Origin of the sequence: Acinetobacter sp. F9, from assembly GCF_019195275.1 — a bacterium.
GTDB lineage: Bacteria > Pseudomonadota > Gammaproteobacteria > Pseudomonadales > Moraxellaceae > Acinetobacter > Acinetobacter pseudolwoffii.
Genome location: NZ_CP078068.1, coordinates 1,101,359 through 1,127,897 on the forward strand (window position 1 = coordinate 1,101,359; position 26,539 = coordinate 1,127,897).

Here is a 26,539-nt window from a genome sequence, read left to right on the forward strand (position 1 = left end):
TGCTCTCAGTGCATCTAAATCATCACAGCCGGATTGAGTCAGGCTATGGATTGTTTTTCTGAGCGCACGATCATGAATCAACCGGTTCTTTTTTAGCCATTAAACTTCGAATCATCACATACATAAAGGGAATAAAAATTAGCACCAGCACGGTTCCGAAAATTACGCCGCCGAATACACTGACACCAATTTCCTGACGGCTTACCGCGCCTGCTCCCGTGGCAAAGACCAAAGGTAAAATTCCGGCGCCAAAAGCCAAGGAAGTCATCAGGATCGGACGCAGACGCAGGGAAGCACCTTCCAATGCTGCCTCCACCACCGATTTTCCCTGTTGCTGTGCCAGCGAAGCAAATTCCACAATCAGAATGGCATTCTTACAGGACAAGCCAATGGTGGTCAGCAAGGCAATCTGGAAATAGATATCATTCGGGAAGCCAGCCAAATAACTGAAAATAATATTGCCGCCAATACCAAGAGGAATTGCTGACATTACCGCCGTTGGAATACTCCAGCTTTCATACAATGCGGCCAGACACAGGAAAATAAAACCTATCGAAATCAGATACAGCCAGATGGCCTGATTATTGGACTGTTTTTCTTCAAAGGATAAACCGCTCCAGACCACATCTACGCCGTCCTGTTCAGCAATCAGCGCCTCTACATCCTGCATGGCCTGACCGGAGCTGCTGCCTTGAGCCCGATCCGCTTCCATCTGTAGTGCGGTATAGCCCATGAAACGGTTGACCACTTCCGGACCACCACTCCAGTCCACTTGCGAGAAGTTACTAAAAGGCACCATTTGATTCTGGTCATTACGGACATGCCATTGTGCCAGATCTTCCGGCTTGGAACGAAATTCGGCATCGCCCTGCATGATCACCCGTTTAATCCGGCCGCGATCAATAAAGTCATTGATATAACTGCCACCCCAAGCGCTAGATAAGGTGCTGTTAATTGCCGTTTGGGTCAGACCATTGGCCATGGCCTGTTTTTGGTCAATATTGACGCGTAGTTCGGCTTTTTCAGGATTAGAACGTTTACCCAGATTTTCAAAGCTTGCATAATTGCCAGCCTGAGCTTCCAGTGCCTGAAATTGCTGTTCCAGATACTGCCGGCCATTACCATTGATATCCCGAATCCAGAAATCCAGACCATCGGTTTGTCCCAGACCATTGACTGACGCGGGCATGGATACGTTGATTTGTGCATTAGGGTTACTTTGAAAATGCTTCAAAGCCCGTTCACGAATCGCGGGTGCGGTATTGTCCTGACCGGAACGTTCATTCCAGTGTTTTAATGCCACAAAACCGGTGGCCAGATTCTGGCCAGTTCCCGAGAAATTGCGGCCATAACGAATCATCACCAGGCTGACATTGGCCTGTTCCTGATCCAGAAAATATTTACGAACCTCTTCTCCGACCTGAATGGTATTTTTCATCGGAGCACCTTCCTGCACTTTGATTTGCAGGCTTAAAATCCCCTGATCTTCACTCGGCAAAAAACTGGTTGGCAAAGCACGGTAAAACAGTGCAAAGACACAGATCAAGCCGGCAAAAAGCAGTAAACAAATGACCTGATGCTGAATCGTGACTTTGGAAAGATGCAGATAACGATGCTTTAAATGATCCAGCTTCTGGTTAAACCATGCCGCCCATTTTGCCGGTTTTGGATTCGGTTTCAGAATGAGCGCACACAGTGCTGGGGTTAGAATCAAGGCCACCAATAAGGATAAGGACATGGCCGCAACCAAAGTGATGGAGAACTGTCGGTAGATCACCCCGGTAGAACCGCCAAAGAACGCCATCGGAATAAAGACTGCGGTTAGAACTAAGGTAATTCCGACCAATGCCCCACTAATTTCCTGCATGGACTCTAACGCCGCCTCTTTGGCAGACAAATGCTGTTCATGCATCAGCCGTTCCACGTTTTCTACCACCACAATCGCATCATCAACCAATAGACCAATGGCCAGAACCAAAGCGAATAAGGTCAAGGTGTTGATACTCATGCCCAGTGCATACAGCACTGCCATGGTTCCCAAAATCACCACCGGCACCGTTACGGTAGGAATCAAGGTGGCACGCCAGTTCTGCAAGAAAATGAACATCACCATGATAACCAGAATGATCGCTTCGATCAGGGTTTTGACCACCTCTTTAATCGACTCTTGTACAAAGGGCGTATTGTCTCGTGGATAGGCAATTTTATAGCCTTCGGGCAATTGCTGGGAAATACGGGCAACTTCAGCTTTAATCAAGTTTGAGGTGGCAATGGCATTGGCACCTGAGGCCAGAGAAATCCCAAGACCTGCCGAAGGATAACCATTATTGGTGCTATAAGACTGATAACTTTCAGCACCAAGTTCGACCCGTGCAATATCTTTTAAATAAATAAAACTACCGGCACGATCCGATTTGACAATAATATTCTGGAATTCTTCAACGGTTTTTAGACGGGAACCCGAGGTGACTTTAGCATTCAGGTATTGTTCATCCACTGCCGGCAAATCCCCAATCGCGCCCGCAGCCACCTGAGTATTCTGAGCTTCAATGGCGGCACGAACATCGCTTGGCATCAGCTTATACTGTTTGAGTTTTCCTGGATCCAGCCAGATCCGCATCGCATATTGAGAACCAAAAACATCGACTTCACCAATGCCTTCAATCCGGGAAATGTCCTGCTCCAGATGTGTCATCAAGTAATCAGAAAGTTCAATATTGTTACTGCGGCCGGACTCATCATACAGGCTGATCACCATATGGGTATCGCCGAGAGATTTAAACACGTTAACGCCCTGGCGTTGGACATCTTCCGGTAAACGGTTCAATACCCCATTAATCGCATTTTGTACCTGAACCTGTGCTGTATCGGGGTCGGTACCATTTTCAAAGCTGATGCTGACCCGGCTGCGCCCTGAAGAATCACTATTCGAACTAAAATACAGTAAATGGTCAATCCCTTTAATCTGCTGCTCCAGCACCTGGGTCACGCTTTCTTCCACAGTTTCCGCAGAAGCGCCACTATAGGTTGCTGCCACCGTTATCCGTGGCGGGGCAATGTCCGGATAACGTTCCACTGGCAGGTTCATCACTGCGAACAGGCCAATCGCCATCACGACAATCGCCAATACCCCAGCAAAGATCGGGCGGTGGATAAAAAATTTAGACAGCATAAGTCCGAGTCACTTTTTAATTAAAGAGGGATGAATTTAGACCAAATACGAGCAAGCTATATCTAAATATTCAGTGACATAGCAGTAGAATGCAAGAATTAAACACATAATAACTGTGATAAAAACCAATCATGGAGAAATTATGGATGATCTCACTTGAATACTTTCTTGAGGTTGCCATTTCCTATTTATTAATAGCATTTTTCCAAATAAAAAACCCTGCAGATGCAGGGTTTTTTTGGTGAATCAATTCAGCAGATTAAGCACTGAACTGGTTCATTGTGTTTTTAGCGTCATCACCAGCTTTCAATGCATTGTCACCAGCGAAGATTTCTTTGTGGTCATCACCGATGTCAGAACCAGCCATTGCCTGGTGTTTAACACATGCGATACCGCCGCGGATTTCTTTACGTTGTACGCCAGCAACATAAGCCAACATGCCTTCAGAACCGAAGTAACCTTGAGCAAGTTCATGCGTAGAAAGTGCAGCTGTGTGGTAAGTCGGAAGTGTGATCAAGTGATGGAACACACCCGCTTCACGCGCAGCATCTGCTTGGAAGGTACGAACTTTTTCGTCAGCTTCAGCAGCCAGTTCAGTTGCATCGTACTCAGCGCTCATTAACTTAGCACGGTCGTAAGCAGAAACGTCTTTACCTTCAGCAACCCAACGGTCATACGCTTGTTGACGGAAGTTAAGCGTCCAGTTGAATGAAGGTGAGTTGTTGTATACAAGTTTCGCATTTGGAACTGTTTCTTTCACACGGTTTACCATGTGAGCGATTTCAGCAACGTTTGGTGTCGCAGTTTCGATCCAAAGAAGATCCGCACCATTTTGCAAGCTGGTTACACAGTCAAGTACAACGCGGTCAATTTGCGTGCCTTCACGGAACTGGTACAAGCCAGAAGCAAGACGTTTAGGACGGTGAAGTTTGCCATCACGTTTGATCAGGATTTCATCTTCTTGTGCATCAGCGATATCAATTTCAGATGTTTCCAAGTAGCTGATATATTGAGAAGCGATGTCGCCTGGCTCTTTAACCACTGGGATTTTTTGAGTCAGGTCAGCACCTTCAGAGTCAGTACGTGCAACGATGATACCGTCGTCAAGACCCATTTCAAGGAATGCATAGCGAAGTGCGTGGATTTTCGCGATGAAGTCTTCGTGTGGCACAGTTACTTTACCAGCTTGGTGACCACATTGTTTCGCGTCAGACACCTGGTTTTCGATTTGTAGTGCACATGCACCCGCTTCGATCATTTTCTTAGCTAAAAGATAAGTCGCTTCTTCGTTACCGAAACCCGCATCAATGTCCGCAATAATTGGCACAACGTGAGTTTGGAAATTGTCGATTTGTGAAGTCAATTCAGCTGCTTTAGCAGTGTCGCCTGCTTCTTGTGCTTTTTTAAGTGCACGGAACAAGTCGTTCAATTCTTTCGCGTCAGCTTGACGTAAGAATGTGTAGATTTCTTCGATCAATGCAGGAACAGAAGTTTTTTCGTGCATAGATTGGTCAGGAAGTGGACCAAATTCTGAACGAAGTGCTGCAACCATCCAACCAGAAAGGTAAATGTAGCGACGTTCAGTCGTACCGAAGTATTTTTTGTTCGCAATCATTTTTTGTTGTGCGATGAAACCATGCCAGCAACCTAATGATTGAGTGTATTTGCTAGAGTCTGCATCATAAGCAGCCATATCACGACGCATAATTGCCGCGGTATATTTCGCAATGTCTAAACCAGTTTTGAAACGGTTTTGGATTTGCATACGCGCAGCATCTTCAGGACTGATGTCTGCCCAAGTGTTACCGAATTTCGCTTTCAATTCGCGGATTGCATCAATCGCTGTTTGGTATGTAGTCATGATATTTTCCTGTAATAATATTAGGATTTTTCTGCAACGAACCGTTCAAATCACACCCTCAGTAACTTGTTTAGATTTTCGCCGGTCCGTTGGGATAGCTAAAGATTAGTGGGCTTATGAAAATTAATCCAATAGTCTGCAAGAATCTTCAGTATTTATTTAAAAAATGAGTAGATGAAAGTCTTAGTATAATCCTGTGATGTTAAAATAAGATATTGTTTTATTTTATATTTTACTAAAATAAAATTGATCGTTTTTCACTCATGCTGCTTAAAAATACTTCATTAGACTTAAGTCTGGGTTTGGCTCAAATCCACTTTTATTAAAAAATAATCATGATTTTGAATTATTTCTTAGGCTGAAGCATTTATCAAGATAGCATACTTTTCACGCAATTATTCACGCAATTACAGCTGTATTTTTAAAGTTTAAAGCTTGGCTATGGAGCTGTTGATCTGCCTACATGAAAATACTGAATCTTTGCTTAGCCCGTGCTTCTACTCAGTCGAATAAAATCGTTAATCATTCAGCTTAAACCTGCATAAATTCCCTAGATTTTATCTGCATTCTCATGGCTTTTTTTTCATCGGCGCTTTACACAAAGCCCGGCAGTTATGGCATAATCAGCATAATTTCTTGTATTTATTCTCGGTATTTCTTTTATGAATCTGGAGCGGGTCGATCTCAATCTATTAATTTATCTTGATGTACTTCTTCGCGAAAAAAATGTCACCCGTGCAGCCGAACAATTGGGCGTTACCCAGCCTGCCATGAGTAATATTTTACGCCGATTACGCAATTTATTTAATGATCCTCTCCTGATCCGTTCTTCTGAAGGCATGACACCCACAGAACGTGCACTTGAGTTACAGCCACGTATCCGGGATGCGCTGGCTGACTTGTCCATGATTCTGGAACCGCGTACCGAGTTCCGTCCTTATACGTCAAATCGTGTCTTCCGGATTATGACCTCGGATTATGCCGAAGCGACGCTGGTTCCTCGGCTGGTCAAAGCCTTACGTTCAGAAGCACCGAACGTGGTCTTGGACTTTCTAACCCCGAGTGATGTGTCTTATCGTGACATGGAACAAGGCAAAGTTGATCTGGCGATTAACCGTTTTAATGAAATACCGCAAAGTTTTCATCAGGTTCTGGTCTGGCGTGACAGTTTTTCCTGTTTATTAAACAATAAACACCCCGCTGCAACCAACCTGAACTTAAAAAGCTATCTGGATGCACAGCATATCTGGGTCTCTAAAACCGGTATGGGTGTAGGCTTTGGGGTCAACCCGGAGAAACAGGCCGGTTTAGGCTGGATCGATCAGGCTTTGGAACGTATTGGCCAGAAACGTAAAATCTCGGTCTTTACCCGTCATTATCAAATGCCAGGTTTATTGGCCTCCAATGTCGATCTGGTGGCAACCCTGCCTTCACGGATCGCACGCCTGCAAGCCAAGAATCATAATTTAATTCTGAAAGATCCACCATTTTATATTCCCGAATTTGAACTCAAAATGGCATGGTGCCCTCTATTGCATCATCACCCTGCACATCGCTGGTTACGTCAGCTGATTTTGTATGTTGCGCGTCAAATGATTGAGGAAGAAAATCGTGAATTCCTGAGCAATAATTCTCAATTTTCACACTATTAAACTCAAATTCTTCTAAATTCTTATTTTTTAAGATTATACTTTGAAGGCTTGAGAGGTAGTTTTTACACCTCAAGCCTTTTTTTGTGTTAAAAATATCCCAAGATACTATTCATCCACAGGTGGATTTGTGAGCCTCTTACAAAATATCGTGATTATCTTAATACTCATCGCGGGGGCCGGTTTTTTATCTTTAACAGAAATCGCCCTCGCAGGTGCCCGTAAAGTCAAACTGAAAATTCTGGCTGAATCGGGTGAACATCGCGCTCAAAAAGTTTTAGATCTACAAGAAAATTCTGCTGACTTCTTTGCAGCCTCTCAAATCGGTTTAAATGCAGTCGCCATTCTTGGCGGTATTTTAGGTGAAGGAGCCTTCCGTCCTTATATTTTTAATTTTGTTTCCCGCTTTTACCAGGGTCCTTGGGCTGAAAATATTAGCTTTGCACTTTCCTTTACTGTCGTCACTTCTTTATTTATTCTATTTGCAGACTTGATGCCGAAACGTCTGGCCATGATTGCGCCAGAAAAGATCGCAGTCTCGGTCATTGAACCCATTCAGATTTTCATTAAAGTCTGTAAGCCTTTGGCCTGGCTCATTAATGTTATTGCCAACATGCTGTTCCGTCTGTTTAAAGTGAATACCATTCGTGATGATAATATTACCTTTGATGATATTTCCGCAGTGATGGATGCAGGTGCACAAGCTGGCGTACTGCAAAAACAGGAACATCATTTCATTGAAAATGTATTCGAGCTGGAAGAGCGTAATGTACCTTCGAGTATGACTACCCGTGAGAATGTGGTGTTCTTTACCTTAAATGAACCAGAAGAAAGTATTCGGCAAAAGCTGGCGGAATATCCCTATTCCAAGTTTCTGGTGTGTAGCAATGACATCGACAGTGTGATTGGCTATGTCGATGCCAAAGATATTCTGGTGCGGATTCTGAATAACCAGTCGCTGCTACAGTTAAATGAAAATACCATCCGTAATGTCCTGACCATTCCGGATACTTTAACTTTATCGGAAGTTCTGGACCGTTTTCGCTCGACCAAGGAAAAATTTGCCGTCGTCATTAATGAATATGCGCTGGTGGTTGGGGTGATTACCCTCTCCGACATTATGATTACTGTAATGGGCGACTGGGTGACACCAATTGAAGCCGATCAGCAAATTATTAAGCGTGACAATAATTCCTGGTTGATTGAAGGCAGCACGCCAATTGAAGACATGAAACATGCGCTTGAAATCGACTCAATGCCAGATGAGGAAAATTACGAAACACTGGCTGGTTTTATGATGTTCAAGCTGCGTAAAATTCCGCGTCCTGCCGATACCGTCATTCATGCCGGTTATAAATTTGAAGTCGTCGATGTCGATCATTTCAAGATTGACCAGTTGCTGGTGACTCGGATCATTGAAATCAATCCATTAATTCAGGAAGAATCAGAATAATCTGATTCTTCCTCTATTTTAAAATAAAAATCATAAGGATAGAGTGATGTCCATTTCTGCGCTATTGGCTTGTTTTAGTTTTTATTCAGGACTGTATTTAATCTATTTCTTTTTTGCTCAACAACAAAATCCGCTGTTCTTGTTTTTAGCGATCATTTTATTGATTTTTGCTTGCATCATTACCCCTTATGGTTACCAGCGTCACCGTGGCCATTATGACCGAACCATGAGTTGGGGACAGTATTTGGCCATACCTTTGATTTTATGGGGACGACTATTTATCGTTCCTATCAGTTTTATTTTAAGTTTGTTTTATTCAAACCAGTAAATTCAATCATAAAAAAGCACCTAACGGTGCTTTTTTACATCTATTGAGGTGCTTAGATCTTTGTTAACAATGCATCTAAAACAGCTTGATAGTGAATCTGGATATCATCTTCTAGAATCTTGTAAGCATTGTCGAACTGCACCATAGGCCAGCCTTCTTTCCAGAATGGAAAAATATTATGCAGGTCATGGGTAACAATCGCATCTTCACGCAGAATCGCTTGTGCAATCTGGGACAGCACTTGTGCCGTTTCAGCGCCATCAATCGCCATATAGTCGATTCCGCGCGCTTTTAAAATACGGACGCGGTCTTTTTTATAACGGATTTTTTTGATTTGTGCCGTATTCAGGCCCAAAGCCAAAGATACCGCTTCGACAAATTTGTCTTCAAATGACTGATTCAATGCCACTAACGCTTCTTTATGCGCTTCCTGACGACCAGCTTTACCACCCTGACGAATCACTTCTTTCGCCTCAGTATTTAGTTCATCCTTTTTCATGCTTTGCAGGATGTCTAAAATTTCGATGTCGCTTAACGCCTCAGGAGATTGATCAGTCATAAACTGTCCTTAAAAAAATAAATCTTGAATCGGCTATTTTCGCATAATTCGTGGCTAAAAAACTAAAATCTTCGTGATTAAAGCAATGATAAGCGCTGAAAATGGATTTGTCCTGTGATTCTGCGTCAAATCGACTATAGTGCCTGTGTCTATTTCTGAATAAATCTCTGGATGATGCCCACTACCCAAGTGACTTTGTTGCTGCAGCAACTTCAACAACAGTATCCGACTGCATTTAAAGGCAATTACCTGTTCTATAGCCAGATCAAAATCCGTGGGATCTGGGATAAAGCCAAGCTTTTGATTCCCTGGGTCTTGGCGGCCATGATTTTTATTCCCGTCAGTTTGATGTTCGGTGACGTCATAAAGCAATCTTTTGTGCAAGTGAGCGAATTTCAGGCGCAAAGTTATGCCATTTTGGCGATACTGTTGTTCCTGATGTTGAGTCTCACCTTAATTCTGCAACAGGTTCAGCATTCTTCTTATTCGCTATATCAGTTATTACGCCATACCCCAATCAAGATGGCTGTGGTGATTATACTACAAACCTTAAATCTGTTTTTTGTACAAAGTAGCCTGCTGATGTGGAGTTTATTCTTTTTTGGAGTCAGCTTTGGCTTTATCCGTTTTTATCGGGAAAACTTGTTCCGGGAAAACAGCCAAAATACTGAACATTATCAGTTGCAACAATTACGTAGAATCTGCTTCTGGGCTTATAAACAGACCTGTATGCTTCGACTAAAATTACGTTTTTGTTCAAACAATCATCCTCAGCATGCCGAACTAAAACAGCAATTAAATCACTATGCCGAGTTATATATCCAACTGCTGAAACATGAGCATCAATACTGTAAAACCATCAAGCATCTGGATGTCGACAGTTATCTGGACGAGAACTCATAGTTCGCTCTATTATTTTGATTAGCCATCTTGAATATTTCTAATAAGGGGCCTTAAAAACAGATTGATCTGCTAATTTTTTAGAGAGAAGCCACGGAATTGCTTGAAAAGAAAGCAATCATTTAGAAATGTGCTTGCCAAGCTTTATTTCGTCCTCTATTATTGCGCACATGCCCGAGTGGTGAAATCGGTAGACACAGGGGATTTAAAATCCCCCGCCCACAAAGCGTGCCAGTTCGAGTCTGGCCTCGGGCACCATTTTAATCTTTATTAAAATGGTGCAATAGAAAACCCAGCATTAGGCTGGTTTTTTTGTGCCTGAATTTTATTCTTTTAGCGCGAAATCCTCATGTCAGAATTAAAATACTTCGATCTCGCCACATTACAATTACGCCATCCAGACGCTTTTTTCCTGAAGCTGCGTTATAGCCGCTTCAAATTTAATGCCCTGCAAAATCTCCAGTTTGTGATCGCGATTAATTTACTGTCTCTTTTAATCTGCGTGGCCTGTAGCATCAGCTCAGTACTTCTGGAATATTATTTTTTCAAGAATGCCACGATCGCCTTTAATGTCACCTTGATCATGTTAATGGCCCTGCTTTATCCCTATATCTGGTATGCACAATATCAGGCGCAATTCAGCTCCAAAGCCTATAGTCAGCGCTTGCAGAACTGTCTGTATCTGCAAATTCCGATTTTTCTGGTTTTATTGCTGAATCTGTATGTAATTCATTCAGATATGCTGGTGATCATCAGCATGATCATTTTAGCGCTTTCCTCTTTTGGCGCTGTGACCTTAGAACCTTTATTTAAAAGTTCTTGTAGTGCAATTGATCAGATCAAACTGCAAAAACTGCGGCAGCTGGCCTTTTGGGCCTATCAACAGTCCAGATCCAAAACACCGCAACCGATTCAGGACCAGTCAAATCTGCAGGCTTATTACCAGAATCTTTATCAGCAATGCATGCATGAAGAGCAAAAATTACTCAGCTCGATTCGCTTTAAAAGTTTTAAAGACTATTTCTACAAATAATAAAAAACCCTGCAGTAGCAGGGTTTTATCGATCACCATTCACGATTGGTAATCAGCTCTTCCATTTCAATCTCGAACAACCCGTGCTCTTGCACCACCATCATCATGGCTTCGGCAATATAATCTGCAGCGGTATCATCCAGAGATGAATCCAGATCTTCAAACTGCGGTTTCATGGCATTAATATCAGCAACGGTCAGATGGGCAAGCTGGTAAATTTCTTGATCTGACAAAGCTGATTTAGCGACTTTTTGGGCAAAATGTTCGATGTGCTGTTTGATTTCAGCAACCAGAATATCGGGATAATACGCATCATCGAACATGGGGAGAAGTAAATCTGCAAACATTACAGGCACTCTAAAAGATGACAATTTAATCTAAGCGTGCCTATATAGCACATTGTTGCCTGAAAGCCAAACAACATTGCCAGATGCTTACTCTCCCGCCATCAATGTCTACGCCATCTGCATGGCTTGCCAGACTCTAATCGCATCCGCTGTCGCTTTCACATCATGTGCCCGTACCATACAGGCGCCCTGCTGAATACTGAGCAAATGTGCTGTTGCCGAACCCACCGCACGCGCCTGTGGTTCTGCGCCATCTAAGACAGCCCCAATAAAGCGTTTACGTGATAAGGCAGATAAAATCGGATAACCCATTTCTGTCAATTTATAAAATTCTTGAAGCAGCTTGAGATTTTGCTGGGCATTCTTGGCAAAACCAAACCCCGGATCAATCATGATATTTTCGGCTTTTACTCCTACATCCAAGGCATCCTGAACACGTTGAGATAGTTCGCCAATCACCTCGGTAGTGACATCCTCATATTGATCCAGATTGTTCATGGTGGTCGGCTCACCACGCATATGCATAATGATTACCGGAATATTTAATTCAGCGGCCGTTACTAAGGCATTGGGGCGGGTCAACGCACGGACGTCATTCCAGATATGCGCTCCGGCCTGAACCGCTGCACGAATCACTTCTGGTTGTGAAGTATCAATCGAGAGAACAACATCATGTTTTGCCAAGGCTTCAACCACAGGCACCACGCGGCGGATCTCTTCCTCTACGTCTACCACAGCGGCACCCGGACGGGTCGATTCCCCGCCGATATCAATTACGGTCGCACCTTCAGCCATCATCTCCAGCGCACGTGCAACTGCATCTTCTTTTTGATTATGCCGACCACCATCACTAAATGAGTCGGGGGTGACATTGAGAATTCCCATCACATGCGGCTGAGATAAGTCCAGTTTTAACTCACCAAATGTCCATACATGTGGTCGTAAAGGCATCAGCTGCATGTTTCCATTCTCGTTCACAATAATTCGAATATTGTCTTATGGATAGAGCAATAAAGCAAAGCTCGATAAGACATTTGCCCATTAGTTTTGAGTTAAATATAGCATTCAGAAAATTATCATAAAAATGACTGACATAAAAAAACCACCCGAAGGTGATTTTTTATTTAACTTAGTTGGCTGGCAATGGCGGTGGCGTTAACGGGCCATCATCTGGGGTTACATCAATCACAGGATTTTCTGCAACATAGACTTTTGGCGGTTGAGGCTCACGACCTTCCATAATGTCACGGATTTGATCACGATCAATAGTTTCCCATTCCATCAAGGCTTTGACCATCGCATGGGCAACATCTTTTTTACTTTCCAAGATATCGCGTGCGACTTTATATTGCTCATCCAGAATACGACGGATTTCACGATCGACTTCTAACTGGGTCGTTTCAGAAATACTGCGACTGCCAATACTACCCATAAACGATTGCTGTGCATCTTCTTCATAGACCATGACGCCCATTTTGTCAGACATACCGTATTTGGTCACCATCGCACGTGCCATTTTAGTTGCACGTTCGAAGTCGTTTGAAGCACCTGTCGACATTTGGTTAATGAAGACTTCTTCTGCAATACGACCACCAAACAAAATCGAAAGTTCATTCAACATTTTGTCTTTATAATGGCTGGTTTGGTCAAATTCAGGTAGCTGCCAGGTCACGCCCAATGCCCAGCCACGCGGCATAATGGTGACTTTATGCACAGGGTCTGTACCCGGCAAACTTTCAGCAACAATCGCATGACCTGCTTCATGATAAGCCGTCGCACGACGCTCTTCATCACGAAGTACCATCGATTTACGCTCAGGACCCATATAAAGCTTGTCTTTTGCATCTTCAAAGTCATGCATATCGACAGTGTTTTTGTTACGGCGTGCAGCAAATAAAGCAGCTTCATTCACTAGGTTGGCCAATTGCGCACCCGAGAAGCCCGGTGTACCACGTGCAAGTACTTTAACATCGACCCCTGTGACTGAAGGCAATTTTTTCAAATGCACATTCAGGATTTGTTCACGACCCTTAATGTCTGGCAAACCAACCACAACTTGACGGTCAAAACGGCCTGGACGAAGTAATGCTTTATCCAGTACATCTGCACGGTTGGTTGCAGCAATCACGATAATGCCTTCATTGCCTTCAAAGCCGTCCATTTCCACCAGCATCTGGTTCAGCGTCTGCTCACGTTCATCGTGACCACCACCCGTACCTGAACCACGGTGACGACCGACTGCATCAATCTCATCAATAAAGATGATACATGGTGCATGACGTTTTGCCTGTTCGAACATGTCACGCACACGCGATGCACCAACACCCACAAACATTTCCACGAAGTCAGAACCTGAAATACTAAAGAATGGCACTTTAGCTTCACCGGCAATGGCTTTGGCAAGCAAGGTTTTACCTGTACCTGGAGGACCGACCATCAAAACACCACGTGGAATACTTGCACCGAGACGTTTAAATTTGGTTGGGTCTTTCAGGAAGTCGACAATTTCAACCACTTCTTGCTTGGCTTCATCACAACCGGCAACATCGACGAAAGTGACTTTAATCTGGTCTTCAGACAACATTTTGGCTTTAGACTTACCAAAACTCATTGGGCCGTTTTTACCACCTGCACCGCCACCCATGTTGCGCATAAAGAACATGAATAACAAAATGATTAAAAGCACAGGGAAACTTGCAATAAGCAACTGCATGAGCAAGCCTTGACGTTGTGGTGCTTCACCTTCGACCACAACATTATTTTTAATGAGGCTTGGCATCAGCTCAGGATCCTGAACTGCCGGACGAATACTTTCAAACTCTGAACCGTTTGATTTTTCGCCACGAATTCTTTCGCCGTCAATAACAACTTGTTTAATTTGGCCAGCATTGACCGCGGCAACAAACTCTGAGTAGTTCATTGTAGTCGGTTGATTGCGGTCACTGACGTTGCTGAAGATTAACACCAGCACACCCAGTATTACGAGCCACAATACGGCATTCTTAAAAAGATCGCTCAAAGCTTTATTCCCATTCCAATCTAATTTGATCATGCCCTGTTCAGGGTGACCTTAATACTTAAGCTGTAAATTAACTTACAATTATCTGAAAACGTACAAAATGCACAATTTTTAACGACTTGGCAAGTAGACTTATTTTAAAGCCTTCTTGCGTCCCTGCCCGATCAGGAAAACTTCTTTAGAGCGAGCACGTGATGCCAAGGGTTTAGATGTTTTCAGAATATCAAAACTATCAACCACTTGCTTACGGAATTCATCAAAACCTGAGCCTTGGAAAACTTTTACCACAAATTGACCTTTAGGGCCTAGCACCTTATTGGCAAAATCCAGTGCAAGTTCACACAAGTAAATCTGACGCGGTTGATCTACAGCCTTATTACCTGATGTATTGGGGGCCATATCTGAAATTACAACGTCTACAGTACGACCATCTAAAATTTCTAGCAGTTTTTGGAAAACTTCTTCTTCACGGAAGTCACCTTGCAGAAAAGTGACATCTGGTAAAGCATCCATTGGTAAAATATCAGATGCAATCAATAAACCCTTATCGCCAACAAGTTTACCGGCAATCTGTGACCAGCTGCCTGGCGCTGCGCCCAGGTCGACCACAGTCATACCAGGTTTAATGATTTTATACTTTTCTTGCATTTCTAAGAGCTTATATGCTGCACGCGCACGATAGCCTTCCTTTTGTGCCTTTTTCACATAAGGATCGTCTAAATGCTCTCTCATCCAATCACGACTACTTTTAGATAACTTTTGGTTGGTAATGCGTGTAGCCATAACTCTCTAAATAAAAAAATGTCTCATTATTAATTGTACGTGAAAAAGACTTATTTTGCAGTATACATGTGTATCTAAATCTAAGGCTTTTGCTCTCTCCGTGGACAGATTGAATATGATTATTTCCTGATAATTTACAGCGTTTATTTTTTGCTTTTGCTATACTAAGCCGTTTTAAAATTCAGGTTATCTCTCATGGCGGCTTTATCTATTCAGGAACGTAAGCGTTTACGTCAAATCGGACATACACTTAACCCAGTCGTGATGCTAGGTGACAAAGGTCTGACGGAAAATGTCATCGAAGAATTAGCGCGTGCTTTAAACGATCACGAACTGATTAAAGTTAAAATTGTCGCTGAAGATCGTGAAGCGCGTGCAGCGCTGATTGCTGAAATTTCAGAAGCGACTGGTGCTGAAGTGGTTCAAACTATTGGTAAAATTGCACTTCTTTATAAGAAAGCGGCAAAACAGAACCAAAAATTGTCCAATCTTGTTCGTTTCGCTCATTTGTCTAACTAAGTACAGGACTTATGGCAAGTTACGAACTTAGCGCATTTGATCGCCGTTTTCAGGCCATCTCTCTGGTTGCTGCCATTGAACAGCAAGGTCCATGTAGTTTAAATGTGGGCTTCTGGATCCGCGATCCCAATCATTACATCCTGTGGCCAGACATGGTAGCTGCACATCCCCGTCAGGATTTCTTGTGGGAACAGACCTGCTTTGAAATTTTTATTGGGGTTCAGGGTGAAGATTTTTATCGTGAGATTAATCTCTCCCCTTCTCAGGCCTGGCAGGCTTATCAATTTGAAGAATACCGCTATCCTGAAGATATGCCACCACAAGCTGCAGATGATATTGAGCTGAATCAGCTCAAACGTACCCATTATGGTCTCAATGTCAGTGTGGGTCTGACCGATTTTATGGCAACACATAAACTCAAATGGGAAAACTTGTTCCTGGGTTTATCTGCTGTTTTAAAAACCTCGCAAGGTGACCAGTACTACGCGATGCAGCATAGTAGTCCTCAGGCAGATTTTCATAATAAACGTGACTGGTTGCATGTATTTTAGATCAGTCAAACCTGTATATCCTCTGTCTGAATCTGTAAAAGACTGATAAAACGTGAGACTTGAAGTCTCACGTTTTTGTTTGTCTCTAGACAAAGTAGTTAGCTGTGTATGGTTATTTTGCATTTTCTTGTTTTTGAACATCTTAGAGTAGCATTTTAATGAGGTAACTGATGCTGGCTCCGAATGGCTTTCACTGCAGCATAAAGAATAAAAGTAAAAGTGAGTACCATGAGCAGAACAGTCCCCAAAACCAGCCCCAGTACGCCCAAACATAACACAATCACACCCAGATAAAGTATGCGCCCCAAGCCGCTTTCCAGATTAAGCAGCATAATCAATATCAATAAAACAAGCACACCTACCAAATAATGCCGTGGCATCGTAACCCCTTCTGATTATTATTGTGAGTCCGTTTTGCTACATAAAGACAAAGGAGAACATGTGATTGTTCTCCTTTTAAAGAGCAGCCTTTCAACGCAGCTTAACTTTTCAGCTCAGGCTTTTTGTCTGAACTTTCTGCTTTCACTACCGGCTTGACTTTTTTCAGCACTTCAATGGTGCTGTCTTTAGAACGTTTTAAGGTATCGGTCAAATGCTCTTTATGTTTGGTCGAAATTTGACTGACATCCTCTTTCAGTTCCTTGCCCAGACTGGACAAGTCTTCGATCACTGCATTGAATTCTGTTTTGATAAAGCTCTTCAATTCAGTTAATTCTTTTTGTGAACCGAAGATCTGCTCCTTTAAAGTGTCAATTCGCTGCAACACCTCCTGCTTAAATTGGCGCAATTGTTCCTGTACGGTATCGGTCAATTGCTTGGCTTCAACTTCAAGCTTTTCTTTACTTTCTTCGATGCTTTCAAGTGCTTGATCTTTCGCCTCTACTGCTACTTTTTCAAGCTTCTCGGCAGTTTCTGCCACGACGCTCGGGCTGGCTTTTTGGGATTGGGTAGATTTTGATGCTGTAGTCATTTGTCTTGTTCCTATTTTTATATTGACTGAGCTATAGTAGTAGACTTGATAAAATTTAAGATTTGATTTGTCTGACAATTATTAATTGCTTACATTTTTTCACCCTGCTCACAAAACAGACTTCCACTCAAAAAGCAAGGCATTTATCTTATACTTTCGCTGTAAAGCCATTGGACTTCAAGCATCATTCTGCGTATAATGCCGTGTTAAGTTCAAGCGAGCAGACATAGGAGGGTAGGTTTAAAAATTAGCCTTCCTTTTTTTTCGTCTTCTCGCTTTTTTACAGCCTAAATTTCAGGAGCTTTGGTTTGAGCACCCCAGCAATTTTAGCCCTTGCCGACGGAACTATCTTTAAAGGTACTTCGATTGGCGCATCGGGTAGTACGACTGGTGAAGTCGTTTTCAACACTGCCATGACTGGCTATCAAGAAATTTTGACTGACCCGAGTTATGCACAGCAACTTGTGACACTGACTTACCCGCATATCGGTAACACAGGCTGCAATGAAGAAGACGCTGAATCAGGTCGTATTCATAAAGTTTGGGCCAACGGATTGATCATTCGTGACCTGCCTTTATTGCACAGTAACTTCCGTTCAACCCAATCATTAGCTGAATATTTGGTACAACACAATGTTGTGGCAATTGCGGATATCGACACGCGTAAATTGACACGTATCCTACGTGACAAAGGTGCGCAAAATGGTTGTATCCTTGCTGGCGAAAATATCACTGAAGCAGAAGCGCTTGAAAAAGCACGTGCCTTTAGCGGTTTAAACGGTTTAGACCTGGCAAAAGAATGTTGCGATCCTGAGGGCTTTGAGTGGACTGAAGGCTCTTGGGCATTAGGCAAAGGTTTCTCTCAACCTGAACTTAAATTCCATGTTGTTGCATACGATTACGGTGTCAAAACCAACATCTTACGTATGCTCGCAGACCGCGGTTGTAAACTGACTGTGGTGCCTGCGCAAACTCCTGCTGCTGACGTACTTGCTCTGAATCCAGATGGTGTGTTCCTGTCGAACGGCCCTGGCGATCCAGCTGCATGTGACTACGCAATTGAAGCTGTAAAAACAATTGTAGAAACCACTGAAATTCCAGTATTTGGTATCTGTCTAGGTCACCAGATCCTTGCACTTGCAAGTGGCGCCAAAACACTAAAAATGCCTCACGGTCACCACGGTGCCAACCATCCTGTGCAAAACCTTGAAAATGGTACAGTGATGATTACTTCTCAAAACCACGGCTTCGCAGTTGATGAAAGCAACCTGCCGGATGTATTGCGTGTAACGCATCGCTCACTGTTTGATGGTACTAACCAAGGTATTCATCGCACAGACAAGCCTGCGTTCAGCTTCCAGGGTCACCCTGAAGCAAGCCCTGGTCCACATGACTGCGCACCATTGTTCGATCATTTCATCGAACTTATCGAAGCATCTAAGAAGTAATTAAGGAAGCATCATGGCTAAACGTACTGACATTAAAAGCATCTTAATTATTGGTGCGGGTCCGATTGTCATCGGTCAGGCATGTGAGTTTGACTACTCAGGTGCTCAAGCATGTAAAGCCCTTCGTGAAGAGGGCTACCGCGTTATTTTGGTCAACTCGAATCCGGCGACCATCATGACCGACCCTGCAATGGCAGACGCAACGTATATCGAACCGATTACCTGGCAAACTGTTGCACAAATTATTGAGAAAGAACGCCCAGACGCAGTTCTTCCCACCATGGGCGGTCAAACTGCATTGAACTGTGCCCTTGCCCTTGATGAGCACGGCATTCTAGAAAAATACAATGTTGAATTGATCGGCGCGACCAAAGAAGCGATTGAAAAAGCTGAAGACCGCAAACTCTTCGACCAGGCAATGCGTAAAATTGGTCTTGAATGTCCAAAAGCAGATATTGCCGAGTCAATGGAAGAAGCTTTAACTATTCAAGCACGCTTCGGCTTCCCTGTGATTATCCGTCCATCATTCACGATGGGTGGTTCAGGCGGCGGTATCGCATATAACCGTGAAGAGTTCATTGAAATCTGTGAACGCGGTTTCGATCTTTCTCCGACCAAACAGTTATTGATTGATGAATCTTTAATTGGCTGGAAAGAATACGAGATGGAAGTTGTTCGTGACAAAAATGACAACTGTATCATCGTATGTACCATTGAAAACTTTGATCCAATGGGCGTGCACACCGGTGACTCCATCACTGTTGCGCCTGCACAAACGCTGACAGATAAAGAATTCCAGTTACTTCGTAATGCATCTTTAGCTGTACTTCGTGAAATTGGCGTAGAAACAGGCGGTTCAAACGTTCAGTTCGGTATCAACCCGAAAGACGGTCGTATCGTTGTGATCGAGATGAACCCACGTGTTTCTCGTTCTTCTGCCCTTGCATCTAAAGCAACGGGTTTCCCGATTGCGAAAATCGCGGCGAAACTGGCTGTAGGTTATACCCTTGATGAGTTGAAAAATGACATCACGGGCGGTACAACACCGGCTTCATTCGAACCTGCGATTGACTACGTTGTAACGAAAATTCCTCGCTTCAACTTCGAGAAATTCCCGCAAGCAGATGCAACTTTGACGACTCAGATGAAATCTGTCGGTGAAGTCATGGCCATTGGCCGTAACTTCCAGGAGTCTATGCAAAAAGCGCTTCGTGGTCTTGAAGTCGGTGCTTCTGGCTTCGATGAAAAAATCGAAATCGGTGCTGAAGGTGCGAAAGATAAAATTCTTCAAGAACTTAAAGTGCCAGGTCCTGAGCGCATCTGGTTCATTGGTGATGCATTCCGTCACGGCTTTACACTTGATGAAGTATTTGCTGCAACCAATATCGACCCTTGGTTCCTGATTCAAATCGAAGACATCATTAAAACTGAAGAACAGATTAAATCTTTAGGTTTTGGTGATTTGAACGCGGACAACATCCGCAGCTTCAAACGTAAAGGTTTATCGGATCTTCGTATTGCAGACTTGATGGGCATTTCACAAAAACAATTCCGTAAACACCGTTGGAACCTGGGCGTAACCCCTGTTTACAAACGTGTCGATACATGTGCTGCAGAATTTGAGTCTGATACAGCATACATGTACTCAACTTACGATGAAGAATGTGAAGCAAATCCATCAACGCGTGACAAGATCATGGTGATTGGTGGCGGGCCTAACCGTATTGGTCAAGGCATCGAGTTCGATTACTGCTGTGTACACGCAGCGCTTGCAATGCGTGAAGATGGTTATGAAACCATCATGGTCAACTGTAACCCTGAAACGGTTTCTACAGATTACGACACATCAGACCGTTTGTACTTCGAACCAATCACATTGGAAGATGTGCTTGAAATCGTACGTATCGAGAAGCCTAAAGGCATTATCGTGCAGTACGGTGGTCAAACACCTTTGAAATTGGCTCGTGCTTTGGAAGAAGCCGGTGCGCCAATTATCGGTACATCTCCAGACGCGATTGACCGTGCAGAAGACCGTGAACGCTTCCAGCAAATGATTCAGCGTCTGCAACTTCGTCAACCGAACAACAGCATTGTAAAATCTGCTGAAGAAGGTATGGCTGAAGCAGCAAAAGTTGGCTATCCACTCGTTGTACGTCCATCATACGTTCTTGGCGGTCGTGCCATGGAAATCGTGTATAACGATGACGAATTGAAACGCTACTTACGTGATGCAGTTCAAGCATCAAACGAAGCACCGGTTCTTCTTGACCGCTTCCTTGATGACGCGATCGAAGTTGACGTGGACTGCGTATCTGACGGCAAAGACGTTGTAATTGGCGGTATCATGCAGCACATTGAACAAGCGGGTATCCACTCTGGTGACTCAGCATGTTCGATTCCTCCTTACTCGCTTTCTCAAGAAGTACAGGACGAAATGCGCCGTCAAACTGTTGCAATGGCAAAAGAACTGGGTGTAATCGGTTTGATGAACGTTCAGTTTGCAGTAAAAGGCACTGACGTTTACATTCTGGAAGTGAACCCACGTGCATCACGTACTGTACCGTTCGTTTCTAAATGTATCGGTGAGTCTTTAGCAAAAGTTGCTGCACGTTGTATGGCAGGTCAATCTCTAGAATCTCAAGGATTCACTAAAGAGATTATTCCTCAGCACTTCTCTGTAAAAGAAGCGGTGTTCCCATTCAACAAATTCCCGGGTGTTGACCCAATCCTTGGCCCTGAGATGAAATCGACTGGCGAAGTCATGGGTGTTGGTAAATCATTTGGTGAAGCGTTCTATAAAGCTGTATTAGGCTCGAACGATCGCTTACCAGGTAAACCAACTGAAGGCGAAGTAAAACATGCATTCCTGTCTGTTCGTGATTCAGATAAGCCGCATGTCGCGCGTATCGCTCAGCAACTGGTAGACTATGGCTTCAAGTTGCTTGCAACGGGTGGCACATACAGCGTGATTACTGAAGCGGGTATTGCATGTGAACGTGTGAATAAAGTAACCGAAGGCCGTCCTAATATCGTGGACCGCTTGAAAAATGGCGAAATTCACCTCATTATCAATACATCTGAAGGTAAACAGGCTCAGCAGGATTCGTTCTCGATCCGTCGCTCTGCGCTACAAGGTAAAGTGTATTACACGACCACCTTGAACGGTGCTGATGCTGTATGCCAAGCTTTAGCAATCAAATTGCCAATGGATGTATATCGCTTGCAAGACCTAACTAAAGGTTAATTAAGTTTCCAAGAAGTCCCGCTACCTTCTTGGTGGCGGGCTTTTTTTTATTTATAGATTTTATATCTTTCAACTGACTTTTGAGGGACAACATGCAACGTTATCCTATGACTCCTGAAGGCAAAATTGCCTTAGAGAAAGAATTACATCAACTGAAAACCGTTGACCGTCCTCGTATCACGGCTTCGATTGCGGAAGCACGTGAACACGGCGACTTAAAAGAAAATGCAGAATATCACGCAGCGCGTGAACAGCAAGGCTTCTGTGAAGGCCGTATTCAGGACATCGAAGGGAAACTGGGCGCTTGCCAGGTCATTGATGTGAAAGAACTTGAGCAATCAGGTCGTGTGGTTTTTGGTGTGACAGTGACAATTGAAAACCTGGATACTGAAGAGCAAAAAACTTACAAGATTGTAGGCGATGACGAAGCAGACTTTAAGATCAACAAGATCTCTGTGAACTCACCAATTGCACGTGGTCTTTTAGGTAAAAACGAAGGCGATGATGTGAAAATTACGACACCAAATGGTGAAGTTGAATACGAAATTGTGAAAGTTGAATATCTTTAATATTTAAAGTTATTTAATTTAAAGCCCCTCTTTTGAGGGGTTTTTATATTTAGCTATCGAACTTCAACAGATGATCGTGGTACTTATTTCAAGAATCCTGATGCCAGTAACTTGAACGCATGTAAGGCCTCAGGGAGTACCTGTGCAGGATACTCACTCGAAGCCACCCATAATGCAGCATTCATGGCTGCACCATTTAAAAACACTGCCGCTGCTTGTGGAGATACAGGTTTCAATCGATCTGCTGCCAAGAGCTGTTCAACGCACTCACGGGTAGACTGCAAACATTTGTTTTGACTCGGCCAATGTGCCGGATCACCCAGTACGGCCGGCCCATCACGTAATACTATACGCTGAAACTCCGGATCCAAGGCATGTTCAATATAGGTCTGTCCTTCAAGCAGCAAGCCTTCCCAAAGATCCTCAGGCTGTTCCAGATGCTGCTGGGCATATGCCGCCATCTCTGAATCGATCTGATCGACTACAGCAGCAAACAGACCCTTTTTATCACCAAAATGATGATAAAGCGCACCACGGGTCAGCCCCGCTTCTGCCGTGAGCTTATCCATTGAGGTATCTGCATAGCCATATTCAGCAAATGTACGGCGTGCAACTTCAATCAGTTTTTTGCGGGTTTCCGCCATTTTTTGTTCACGAACAGACATCAATTACTTTACCTCATCATCACAAAAATTTTAATTGACATACGTATCGTATGTCAATTATGTTTAATACATACGAAGCGTATGTGAAAATTTACGGCGCTTTAAAATAATTTTTCATCTAGGTTTTAACGAGAATAGTCATGACCAGAACTGCAATATTTCCTAAAGACCGCCATGCCCTATATGAACAGCATGGTTATTCGGCTGCAATCAAATCGCAAGATCTGCTCTTTGTCTCGGGTCAGGTCGGTAGCCGTGAAGATGGCAGCCCCGAACCTGATTTTGAAAAACAGGTAGAACGTGCTTTTGAAAATTTAGCTGCGACCCTCGCAGCGGCAGGTTGTAGCTTTGATGATATTATCGATGTGACGACTTTTCACACTGACCCAGAAGTACAGTTTGAAAGTATCATGAAAGTTAAGCAGCAAGTGTTTAATCAAAAGCCTTACCCAAACTGGACGGCTGTTGGTGTGACCTGGCTAGCGGGTTTTGATTTTGAAATTAAAGTCATTGCACGTATTCCCATCCAGTCTGCTATAACTTAATCATTTGCTTTACCCCTACTCGCTAGATTGTCTTTCGAGATTATTCAGCCAGTTTAGACGCCGATTAGGTATAATTTCTCATTCCTTGATTTTTGTATCTCCCTTATGGCCGAAAAGTTAATTAATTCCCCTGTAAACCACTGGTGTGAGTTCGAGTTCATCTCTAAAACGGTGAAGAATCCAAATATTCATATTAAGGGAAACTATTCTTACTATTCTGCTTATTGGGATCAGGGTTTTGAGCGTTGCGTGGTGCGTTATCTACATGACAAGCCCTCTACCCCAGATAAACCCATTGATCAGCTCTATATCGGCAATTTTGTCTGTTTTGGCGCAGAATGCGTGATTATGATGGGTGGTAATCAATTACACCGTACCGACTGGATTTCAGCCTTTCCCTTCGATACACGCAGTTTTGTGCCTGCTGGCGATACATTCATTGGCGATGGTTGCTGGATTGGCTCTCGTGCCATGATTATGCAAGGTGTAACGCTTGGCGAAGGTTCTGTGGTGGCAACAGGTGCCGTGGTGACAAAAGACGTTCCATCATACGCAGTGGTCGGTGGCGTGCCTGCCAAAATTATTAAATATCGTTTTCCTAAAGCAGATATAGAAAAACTGCTTTCTCTTAAGCTCTATGACTTAGATGAAAAGCAGTTTTTAAAAATGCGTGAGCAGTTGCAGACGGATGATGTTAGATCACTGCTACATGCCTTTACTGCGCTTGAATAAAAGGGATTAACACCAAACTCCGCTGTTTATATTCGTCGATTTTATTATTTTTAAGCCAGTTTATATTCAAATAACTTAAACGCCATTCATAATAAGCCAATCCTACATCTCTATAGCTGATCTTAAGTACGGTCTCCTTCTGATCATCACAATAATTATTCTTTTTATCTTTCATATCTTTGTAGCAGGAAAGTCGATTCTGGTATTCGTAAAAAGGTAAATGCTCGAAGACCAGTTTTGTCTTTCCTTTTGGAAGTAATTGAATAAACTGTGCATTCTGTTCACCTGCATCATTTGAAACCCAGCCATGAATTAAGGCAATAGCATAACTATGCCGATTGAGTGGGTATAAGGCAGGATATATAAATTCTATACCACTCTTATCCTCTTTAAGCGCATAAACCTGTTGATACGTGGTTAGATCCCAATAATCAATGATTTGATATTTTCCAAGATTTTTTGAAAGCTGAATAATTTGTAAATTTTCATCAATTAAATAATATTTTTCAGCTTCAGCAATTTTAACTACCCAAAGTTTTGCATCACTCTCATCACAACTAAATTTTACTTTTTGACAAATTGATCTTATTTCTGCTTTGGAAATATTTTTTTCTTTAAAAGGAAGTGACTTAATTGAATCTGCAGCAAAAACAGGTAAAGCAATAAAGAAAATCAGAGTTGATAGTATTAAATTTTTAATCATCATACATATTCTTGTTATTTGTTTTATTTTAACTATTGTAGTGCTTTTCAGATTTTCCACCAACATCATCATCAAATATCAGACATAAAAAACCCCACTCAATCGGAGTGGGTTTTTTCAGAATATGGTGGCTATGACGAGACTTGAACTTGTGACCCCCGCATTATGAGTGCGGTGCTCTAACCAACTGAGCTACATAGCCTTAAACTGTGCGCGCATTATGAGATTTTCTTTAAAGAGCGTCAACCCCATAATGCACTGTTTGATCAAAATTTGTTGAAGTGAGCCGATAAGCCGGGTTCTGTCGTGAACGATCATTCCTCTAGGCGCACAATCACTCATGCGCTCAAGCGACCTACCCGAATCCAGCATGGGCCATGCCTAATGGATTCCTATTTGGTCTTGCTTCCGGTGGGGTTTACCTCGCCATGAACTGTTACCAGCCATGCGGTGCGCTCTTACCGCACCCTTTCACCCTTACCTCCGATTCCGATTGCTCGAAAACATAATGAAGGCGGTCTTCTCTCTGCTGCACTTGCCGTCGGTTTGCACCGCCCAGGCGTTACCTGGCACCTTGCCCTATGAAGCCCGGACTTTCCTCCCCTGCTTCAATCACGGAGATCTCCACAGCAGCGATCGTCTGGCTCACTTCGAGCGGCATAGTACCAAATATCGCAACTAATTGCTTGATGTTTTTTGAGCAGTCAGTTTTTCATACTTGGCTTGCAGCTGTTCCTGCGTTTCCGCATGGTTCGGATCCAGTGGAATACAATCCACCGGACAGAACAGCTGACATTGCGGTTGATCATGATGTCCGACGCACTCTGTACATAAATCTGGATGAATCTCATAAATGAGTTCACCCATATAAATGGCCTCATTCGGGCATACAGGTTCACAGACATCACAATTAATACATTCATCGGTGATATATAAAGACACGCTACCAACCTTGTTGAAGTTTACGCTCGAAGGCAGCAACCACGTTTGGTGGTACAAACTTGGTCACATCACCTCTTAATCGAGCAATTTCACGCACCAAAGTGGATGAAATAAAAGAATATTGCTCTGAAGGGGTTAAAAATACCGCTTCAAAGTGGGAGTCCAGCTGACGGTTCATATTGGCCAGCTGAAATTCATACTCAAAATCGGACACTGCACGCAAACCACGCAGTACAGCCGTCGCTTTTTGTTCACGAAAGAAATTGACCAGCAAACCATCAAAACCTACAAATTCAACATTGTCCAAATGACTCAATGACTCTTTTGCCAATGCAACACGCTCTTCCAGACTAAATACCGGATTTTTATGATGACCGATGGCAATCGCCACAACGACCTCATCAAACATTCGCGCTGCGCGGGTTACCAAATCAATATGTCCATTGGTAATTGGATCAAAAGTCCCCGGATAAATCACACGAGTTTTAGACATCCATTTGTACTCTGTTTGTTATGTAGAATCTTATTTTAGCAAAAACTTGTTTTT

Annotated in this window: 25 protein-coding genes, 2 tRNA genes and 1 other RNA gene; 13 read left to right on the forward strand and 15 right to left on the reverse strand. The window is 43.2% G+C overall.

Features of this window, described 5'->3' with window-relative positions; all coding sequences use genetic code 11:
• Positions 1–70 precede the first annotated feature (70 nt).
• On the reverse strand, positions 71–3,172 hold the full coding sequence (locus tag KT990_RS05300; protein WP_180085735.1) for a multidrug efflux RND transporter permease subunit: 3,102 nt from the start codon (positions 3,170–3,172) through the stop codon (positions 71–73).
• Positions 3,173–3,431: 259 nt separating this feature from the next.
• A complete protein-coding gene (locus KT990_RS05305) occupies positions 3,432–5,033 on the reverse strand; it encodes an isocitrate lyase (RefSeq protein WP_005169883.1) in 1,602 nt (533 codons plus the stop codon).
• A gap of 662 nt (positions 5,034–5,695) precedes the next feature.
• On the opposite strand from KT990_RS05305, the gene KT990_RS05310 reads away from it, so the two are divergent.
• The 3 genes from KT990_RS05310 (at position 5,696) to KT990_RS05320 (ending at position 8,463) form a co-directional block, all read left to right on the forward strand.
• Positions 5,696–6,685, forward strand: coding sequence for a LysR family transcriptional regulator (locus KT990_RS05310; RefSeq protein ID WP_005097703.1), 990 nt, complete (start codon positions 5,696–5,698; stop codon positions 6,683–6,685).
• Positions 6,686–6,812: 127 nt separating this feature from the next.
• Positions 6,813–8,135: a hemolysin family protein gene (locus tag KT990_RS05315; protein ID WP_005097704.1), complete on the forward strand. Its 1,323-nt coding sequence runs from the start codon at positions 6,813–6,815 to the stop codon at positions 8,133–8,135.
• 46 nt (positions 8,136–8,181) lie between these two features.
• Positions 8,182–8,463, forward strand: a complete 282-nt coding sequence (locus KT990_RS05320) for a hypothetical protein (protein ID WP_005097706.1) — start codon at positions 8,182–8,184, stop codon at positions 8,461–8,463.
• Positions 8,464–8,515: 52 nt separating this feature from the next.
• Here KT990_RS05320 and KT990_RS05325 read toward each other — a convergent pair whose 3' ends face one another.
• Positions 8,516–9,022 (reverse strand): hypothetical protein, encoded by a 507-nt coding sequence (locus KT990_RS05325; protein WP_005097708.1) that lies wholly within the window; start codon positions 9,020–9,022, stop codon positions 8,516–8,518.
• 174 nt (positions 9,023–9,196) lie between these two features.
• Here KT990_RS05325 and KT990_RS05330 point away from each other — a divergent pair, with 174 nt between their 5' ends.
• The 3 genes from KT990_RS05330 (at position 9,197) to KT990_RS05340 (ending at position 10,955) form a co-directional block, all read left to right on the forward strand.
• The gene (locus KT990_RS05330; protein ID WP_100534866.1) at positions 9,197–9,925 is read left to right on the forward strand and encodes a hypothetical protein; all 729 of its coding nucleotides are present in this window, start codon (positions 9,197–9,199) and stop codon (positions 9,923–9,925) included.
• Between the two features lie 169 nt (positions 9,926–10,094).
• Positions 10,095–10,180, forward strand: a tRNA-Leu gene (locus KT990_RS05335).
• Positions 10,181–10,271: 91 nt separating this feature from the next.
• Entirely contained in the window at positions 10,272–10,955 is a 684-nt protein-coding gene (locus tag KT990_RS05340) for a hypothetical protein (protein ID WP_100329093.1), read from the forward strand.
• A gap of 32 nt (positions 10,956–10,987) precedes the next feature.
• Here KT990_RS05340 and KT990_RS05345 read toward each other — a convergent pair whose 3' ends face one another.
• From KT990_RS05345 to rlmE, 4 genes are all read right to left on the reverse strand, one after another.
• On the reverse strand, positions 10,988–11,302 hold the full coding sequence (locus KT990_RS05345; RefSeq protein WP_005169878.1) for a DUF5713 family protein: 315 nt from the start codon (positions 11,300–11,302) through the stop codon (positions 10,988–10,990).
• A gap of 108 nt (positions 11,303–11,410) precedes the next feature.
• A complete protein-coding gene (gene folP, locus KT990_RS05350) occupies positions 11,411–12,262 on the reverse strand; it encodes a dihydropteroate synthase (protein WP_159138239.1) in 852 nt (283 codons plus the stop codon).
• A gap of 169 nt (positions 12,263–12,431) precedes the next feature.
• On the reverse strand, positions 12,432–14,321 hold the full coding sequence (ftsH, locus tag KT990_RS05355) for an ATP-dependent zinc metalloprotease FtsH (RefSeq protein WP_100355633.1): 1,890 nt from the start codon (positions 14,319–14,321) through the stop codon (positions 12,432–12,434).
• Positions 14,322–14,453: 132 nt separating this feature from the next.
• Positions 14,454–15,104 (reverse strand): 23S rRNA (uridine(2552)-2'-O)-methyltransferase RlmE, encoded by a 651-nt coding sequence (gene rlmE, locus KT990_RS05360; RefSeq protein ID WP_005097715.1) that lies wholly within the window; start codon positions 15,102–15,104, stop codon positions 14,454–14,456.
• Between the two features lie 195 nt (positions 15,105–15,299).
• Between rlmE and yhbY the strand changes: the two genes are divergently transcribed.
• On the forward strand, positions 15,300–15,623 hold the full coding sequence (gene yhbY, locus KT990_RS05365) for a ribosome assembly RNA-binding protein YhbY (RefSeq protein WP_005097716.1): 324 nt from the start codon (positions 15,300–15,302) through the stop codon (positions 15,621–15,623).
• An 11-nt stretch (positions 15,624–15,634) separates the two neighbouring features.
• Positions 15,635–16,174: a DOMON-like domain-containing protein gene (locus KT990_RS05370; RefSeq protein WP_218209272.1), complete on the forward strand. Its 540-nt coding sequence runs from the start codon at positions 15,635–15,637 to the stop codon at positions 16,172–16,174.
• 155 nt (positions 16,175–16,329) lie between these two features.
• Here the strand turns inward: KT990_RS05370 and KT990_RS05375 are convergent, their stop codons facing one another.
• The gene (locus KT990_RS05375) at positions 16,330–16,554 is read right to left on the reverse strand and encodes a hypothetical protein (protein WP_005169862.1); all 225 of its coding nucleotides are present in this window, start codon (positions 16,552–16,554) and stop codon (positions 16,330–16,332) included.
• Positions 16,555–16,655: 101 nt separating this feature from the next.
• Positions 16,656–17,144, reverse strand: coding sequence for a hypothetical protein (locus tag KT990_RS05380; protein WP_005097720.1), 489 nt, complete (start codon positions 17,142–17,144; stop codon positions 16,656–16,658).
• Between the two features lie 308 nt (positions 17,145–17,452).
• Here KT990_RS05380 and carA point away from each other — a divergent pair, with 308 nt between their 5' ends.
• The 3 genes from carA to greA all read left to right on the forward strand — a co-directional run bounded on the left by carA (position 17,453) and on the right by greA (position 22,405).
• Positions 17,453–18,592 (forward strand): glutamine-hydrolyzing carbamoyl-phosphate synthase small subunit, encoded by a 1,140-nt coding sequence (carA, locus tag KT990_RS05385; RefSeq protein WP_005097721.1) that lies wholly within the window; start codon positions 17,453–17,455, stop codon positions 18,590–18,592.
• Between the two features lie 13 nt (positions 18,593–18,605).
• Positions 18,606–21,836, forward strand: a complete 3,231-nt coding sequence (carB, locus tag KT990_RS05390; protein WP_005097722.1) for a carbamoyl-phosphate synthase large subunit — start codon at positions 18,606–18,608, stop codon at positions 21,834–21,836.
• 92 nt (positions 21,837–21,928) lie between these two features.
• On the forward strand, positions 21,929–22,405 hold the full coding sequence (gene greA / locus KT990_RS05395; RefSeq protein ID WP_005169861.1) for a transcription elongation factor GreA: 477 nt from the start codon (positions 21,929–21,931) through the stop codon (positions 22,403–22,405).
• An 83-nt stretch (positions 22,406–22,488) separates the two neighbouring features.
• Here greA and KT990_RS05400 read toward each other — a convergent pair whose 3' ends face one another.
• On the reverse strand, positions 22,489–23,070 hold the full coding sequence (locus tag KT990_RS05400; protein ID WP_159138242.1) for a TetR/AcrR family transcriptional regulator: 582 nt from the start codon (positions 23,068–23,070) through the stop codon (positions 22,489–22,491).
• Positions 23,071–23,210: 140 nt separating this feature from the next.
• On the opposite strand from KT990_RS05400, the gene KT990_RS05405 reads away from it, so the two are divergent.
• Complete coding sequence (locus KT990_RS05405; protein ID WP_005169859.1) at positions 23,211–23,615, forward strand: RidA family protein; 405 nt, start codon at positions 23,211–23,213, stop codon at positions 23,613–23,615.
• A 105-nt stretch (positions 23,616–23,720) separates the two neighbouring features.
• Entirely contained in the window at positions 23,721–24,347 is a 627-nt protein-coding gene (locus KT990_RS05410) for a CatB-related O-acetyltransferase (RefSeq protein WP_218209273.1), read from the forward strand.
• Here KT990_RS05410 and KT990_RS05415 read toward each other — a convergent pair.
• The 5 genes from KT990_RS05415 to coaD form a co-directional block, all read right to left on the reverse strand.
• On the reverse strand, positions 24,331–25,122 hold the full coding sequence (locus tag KT990_RS05415) for a hypothetical protein (RefSeq protein ID WP_228730818.1): 792 nt from the start codon (positions 25,120–25,122) through the stop codon (positions 24,331–24,333). The genes KT990_RS05410 and KT990_RS05415 overlap by 17 nt on opposite strands.
• Before the next feature lie 53 nt (positions 25,123–25,175).
• Positions 25,176–25,252, reverse strand: a tRNA-Met gene (locus tag KT990_RS05420).
• A 72-nt stretch (positions 25,253–25,324) separates the two neighbouring features.
• An RNA gene (rnpB, locus tag KT990_RS05425) (RNase P RNA component class A) lies at positions 25,325–25,702 on the reverse strand.
• A 26-nt stretch (positions 25,703–25,728) separates the two neighbouring features.
• A complete protein-coding gene (locus tag KT990_RS05430; protein WP_005097729.1) occupies positions 25,729–25,992 on the reverse strand; it encodes a YfhL family 4Fe-4S dicluster ferredoxin in 264 nt (87 codons plus the stop codon).
• 1 nt (position 25,993) lies between these two features.
• Positions 25,994–26,485, reverse strand: a complete 492-nt coding sequence (gene coaD, locus KT990_RS05435; RefSeq protein WP_004280585.1) for a pantetheine-phosphate adenylyltransferase — start codon at positions 26,483–26,485, stop codon at positions 25,994–25,996.
• Positions 26,486–26,539 lie beyond the last annotated feature (54 nt).

Bases quoted from the DNA above. Each gene is read 5' to 3' on its own strand.
- greA (WP_005169861.1), top strand. From the start codon at position 21,929: ATGCAACGTTATCCTATGACTCCTGAAGGCAAAATTGCCTTAGAGAAA.
- KT990_RS05415 (WP_228730818.1), bottom strand. From the start codon at position 25,122: ATGATGATGTTGGTGGAAAATCTGAAAAGCACTACAATAGTTAAAATA.
- carB (WP_005097722.1), top strand. From the start codon at position 18,606: ATGGCTAAACGTACTGACATTAAAAGCATCTTAATTATTGGTGCGGGT.
- KT990_RS05345 (WP_005169878.1), bottom strand. From the start codon at position 11,302: ATGTTTGCAGATTTACTTCTCCCCATGTTCGATGATGCGTATTATCCC.
- yhbY (WP_005097716.1), top strand. From the start codon at position 15,300: ATGGCGGCTTTATCTATTCAGGAACGTAAGCGTTTACGTCAAATCGGA.
- KT990_RS05370 (WP_218209272.1), top strand. From the start codon at position 15,635: ATGGCAAGTTACGAACTTAGCGCATTTGATCGCCGTTTTCAGGCCATC.
- rlmE (WP_005097715.1), bottom strand. From the start codon at position 15,104: ATGGCTACACGCATTACCAACCAAAAGTTATCTAAAAGTAGTCGTGAT.
- KT990_RS05305 (WP_005169883.1), bottom strand. From the start codon at position 5,033: ATGACTACATACCAAACAGCGATTGATGCAATCCGCGAATTGAAAGCG.
- KT990_RS05380 (WP_005097720.1), bottom strand. From the start codon at position 17,144: ATGACTACAGCATCAAAATCTACCCAATCCCAAAAAGCCAGCCCGAGC.
- KT990_RS05400 (WP_159138242.1), bottom strand. From the start codon at position 23,070: ATGTCTGTTCGTGAACAAAAAATGGCGGAAACCCGCAAAAAACTGATT.
- KT990_RS05375 (WP_005169862.1), bottom strand. From the start codon at position 16,554: ATGCCACGGCATTATTTGGTAGGTGTGCTTGTTTTATTGATATTGATT.
- KT990_RS05340 (WP_100329093.1), top strand. From the start codon at position 10,272: ATGTCAGAATTAAAATACTTCGATCTCGCCACATTACAATTACGCCAT.
- KT990_RS05405 (WP_005169859.1), top strand. From the start codon at position 23,211: ATGACCAGAACTGCAATATTTCCTAAAGACCGCCATGCCCTATATGAA.
- coaD (WP_004280585.1), bottom strand. From the start codon at position 26,485: ATGTCTAAAACTCGTGTGATTTATCCGGGGACTTTTGATCCAATTACC.
- KT990_RS05320 (WP_005097706.1), top strand. From the start codon at position 8,182: ATGTCCATTTCTGCGCTATTGGCTTGTTTTAGTTTTTATTCAGGACTG.
- KT990_RS05410 (WP_218209273.1), top strand. From the start codon at position 23,721: ATGGCCGAAAAGTTAATTAATTCCCCTGTAAACCACTGGTGTGAGTTC.
- folP (WP_159138239.1), bottom strand. From the start codon at position 12,262: ATGCAGCTGATGCCTTTACGACCACATGTATGGACATTTGGTGAGTTA.
- KT990_RS05300 (WP_180085735.1), bottom strand. From the start codon at position 3,172: ATGCTGTCTAAATTTTTTATCCACCGCCCGATCTTTGCTGGGGTATTG.
- KT990_RS05310 (WP_005097703.1), top strand. From the start codon at position 5,696: ATGAATCTGGAGCGGGTCGATCTCAATCTATTAATTTATCTTGATGTA.
- KT990_RS05325 (WP_005097708.1), bottom strand. From the start codon at position 9,022: ATGACTGATCAATCTCCTGAGGCGTTAAGCGACATCGAAATTTTAGAC.
- KT990_RS05330 (WP_100534866.1), top strand. From the start codon at position 9,197: ATGCCCACTACCCAAGTGACTTTGTTGCTGCAGCAACTTCAACAACAG.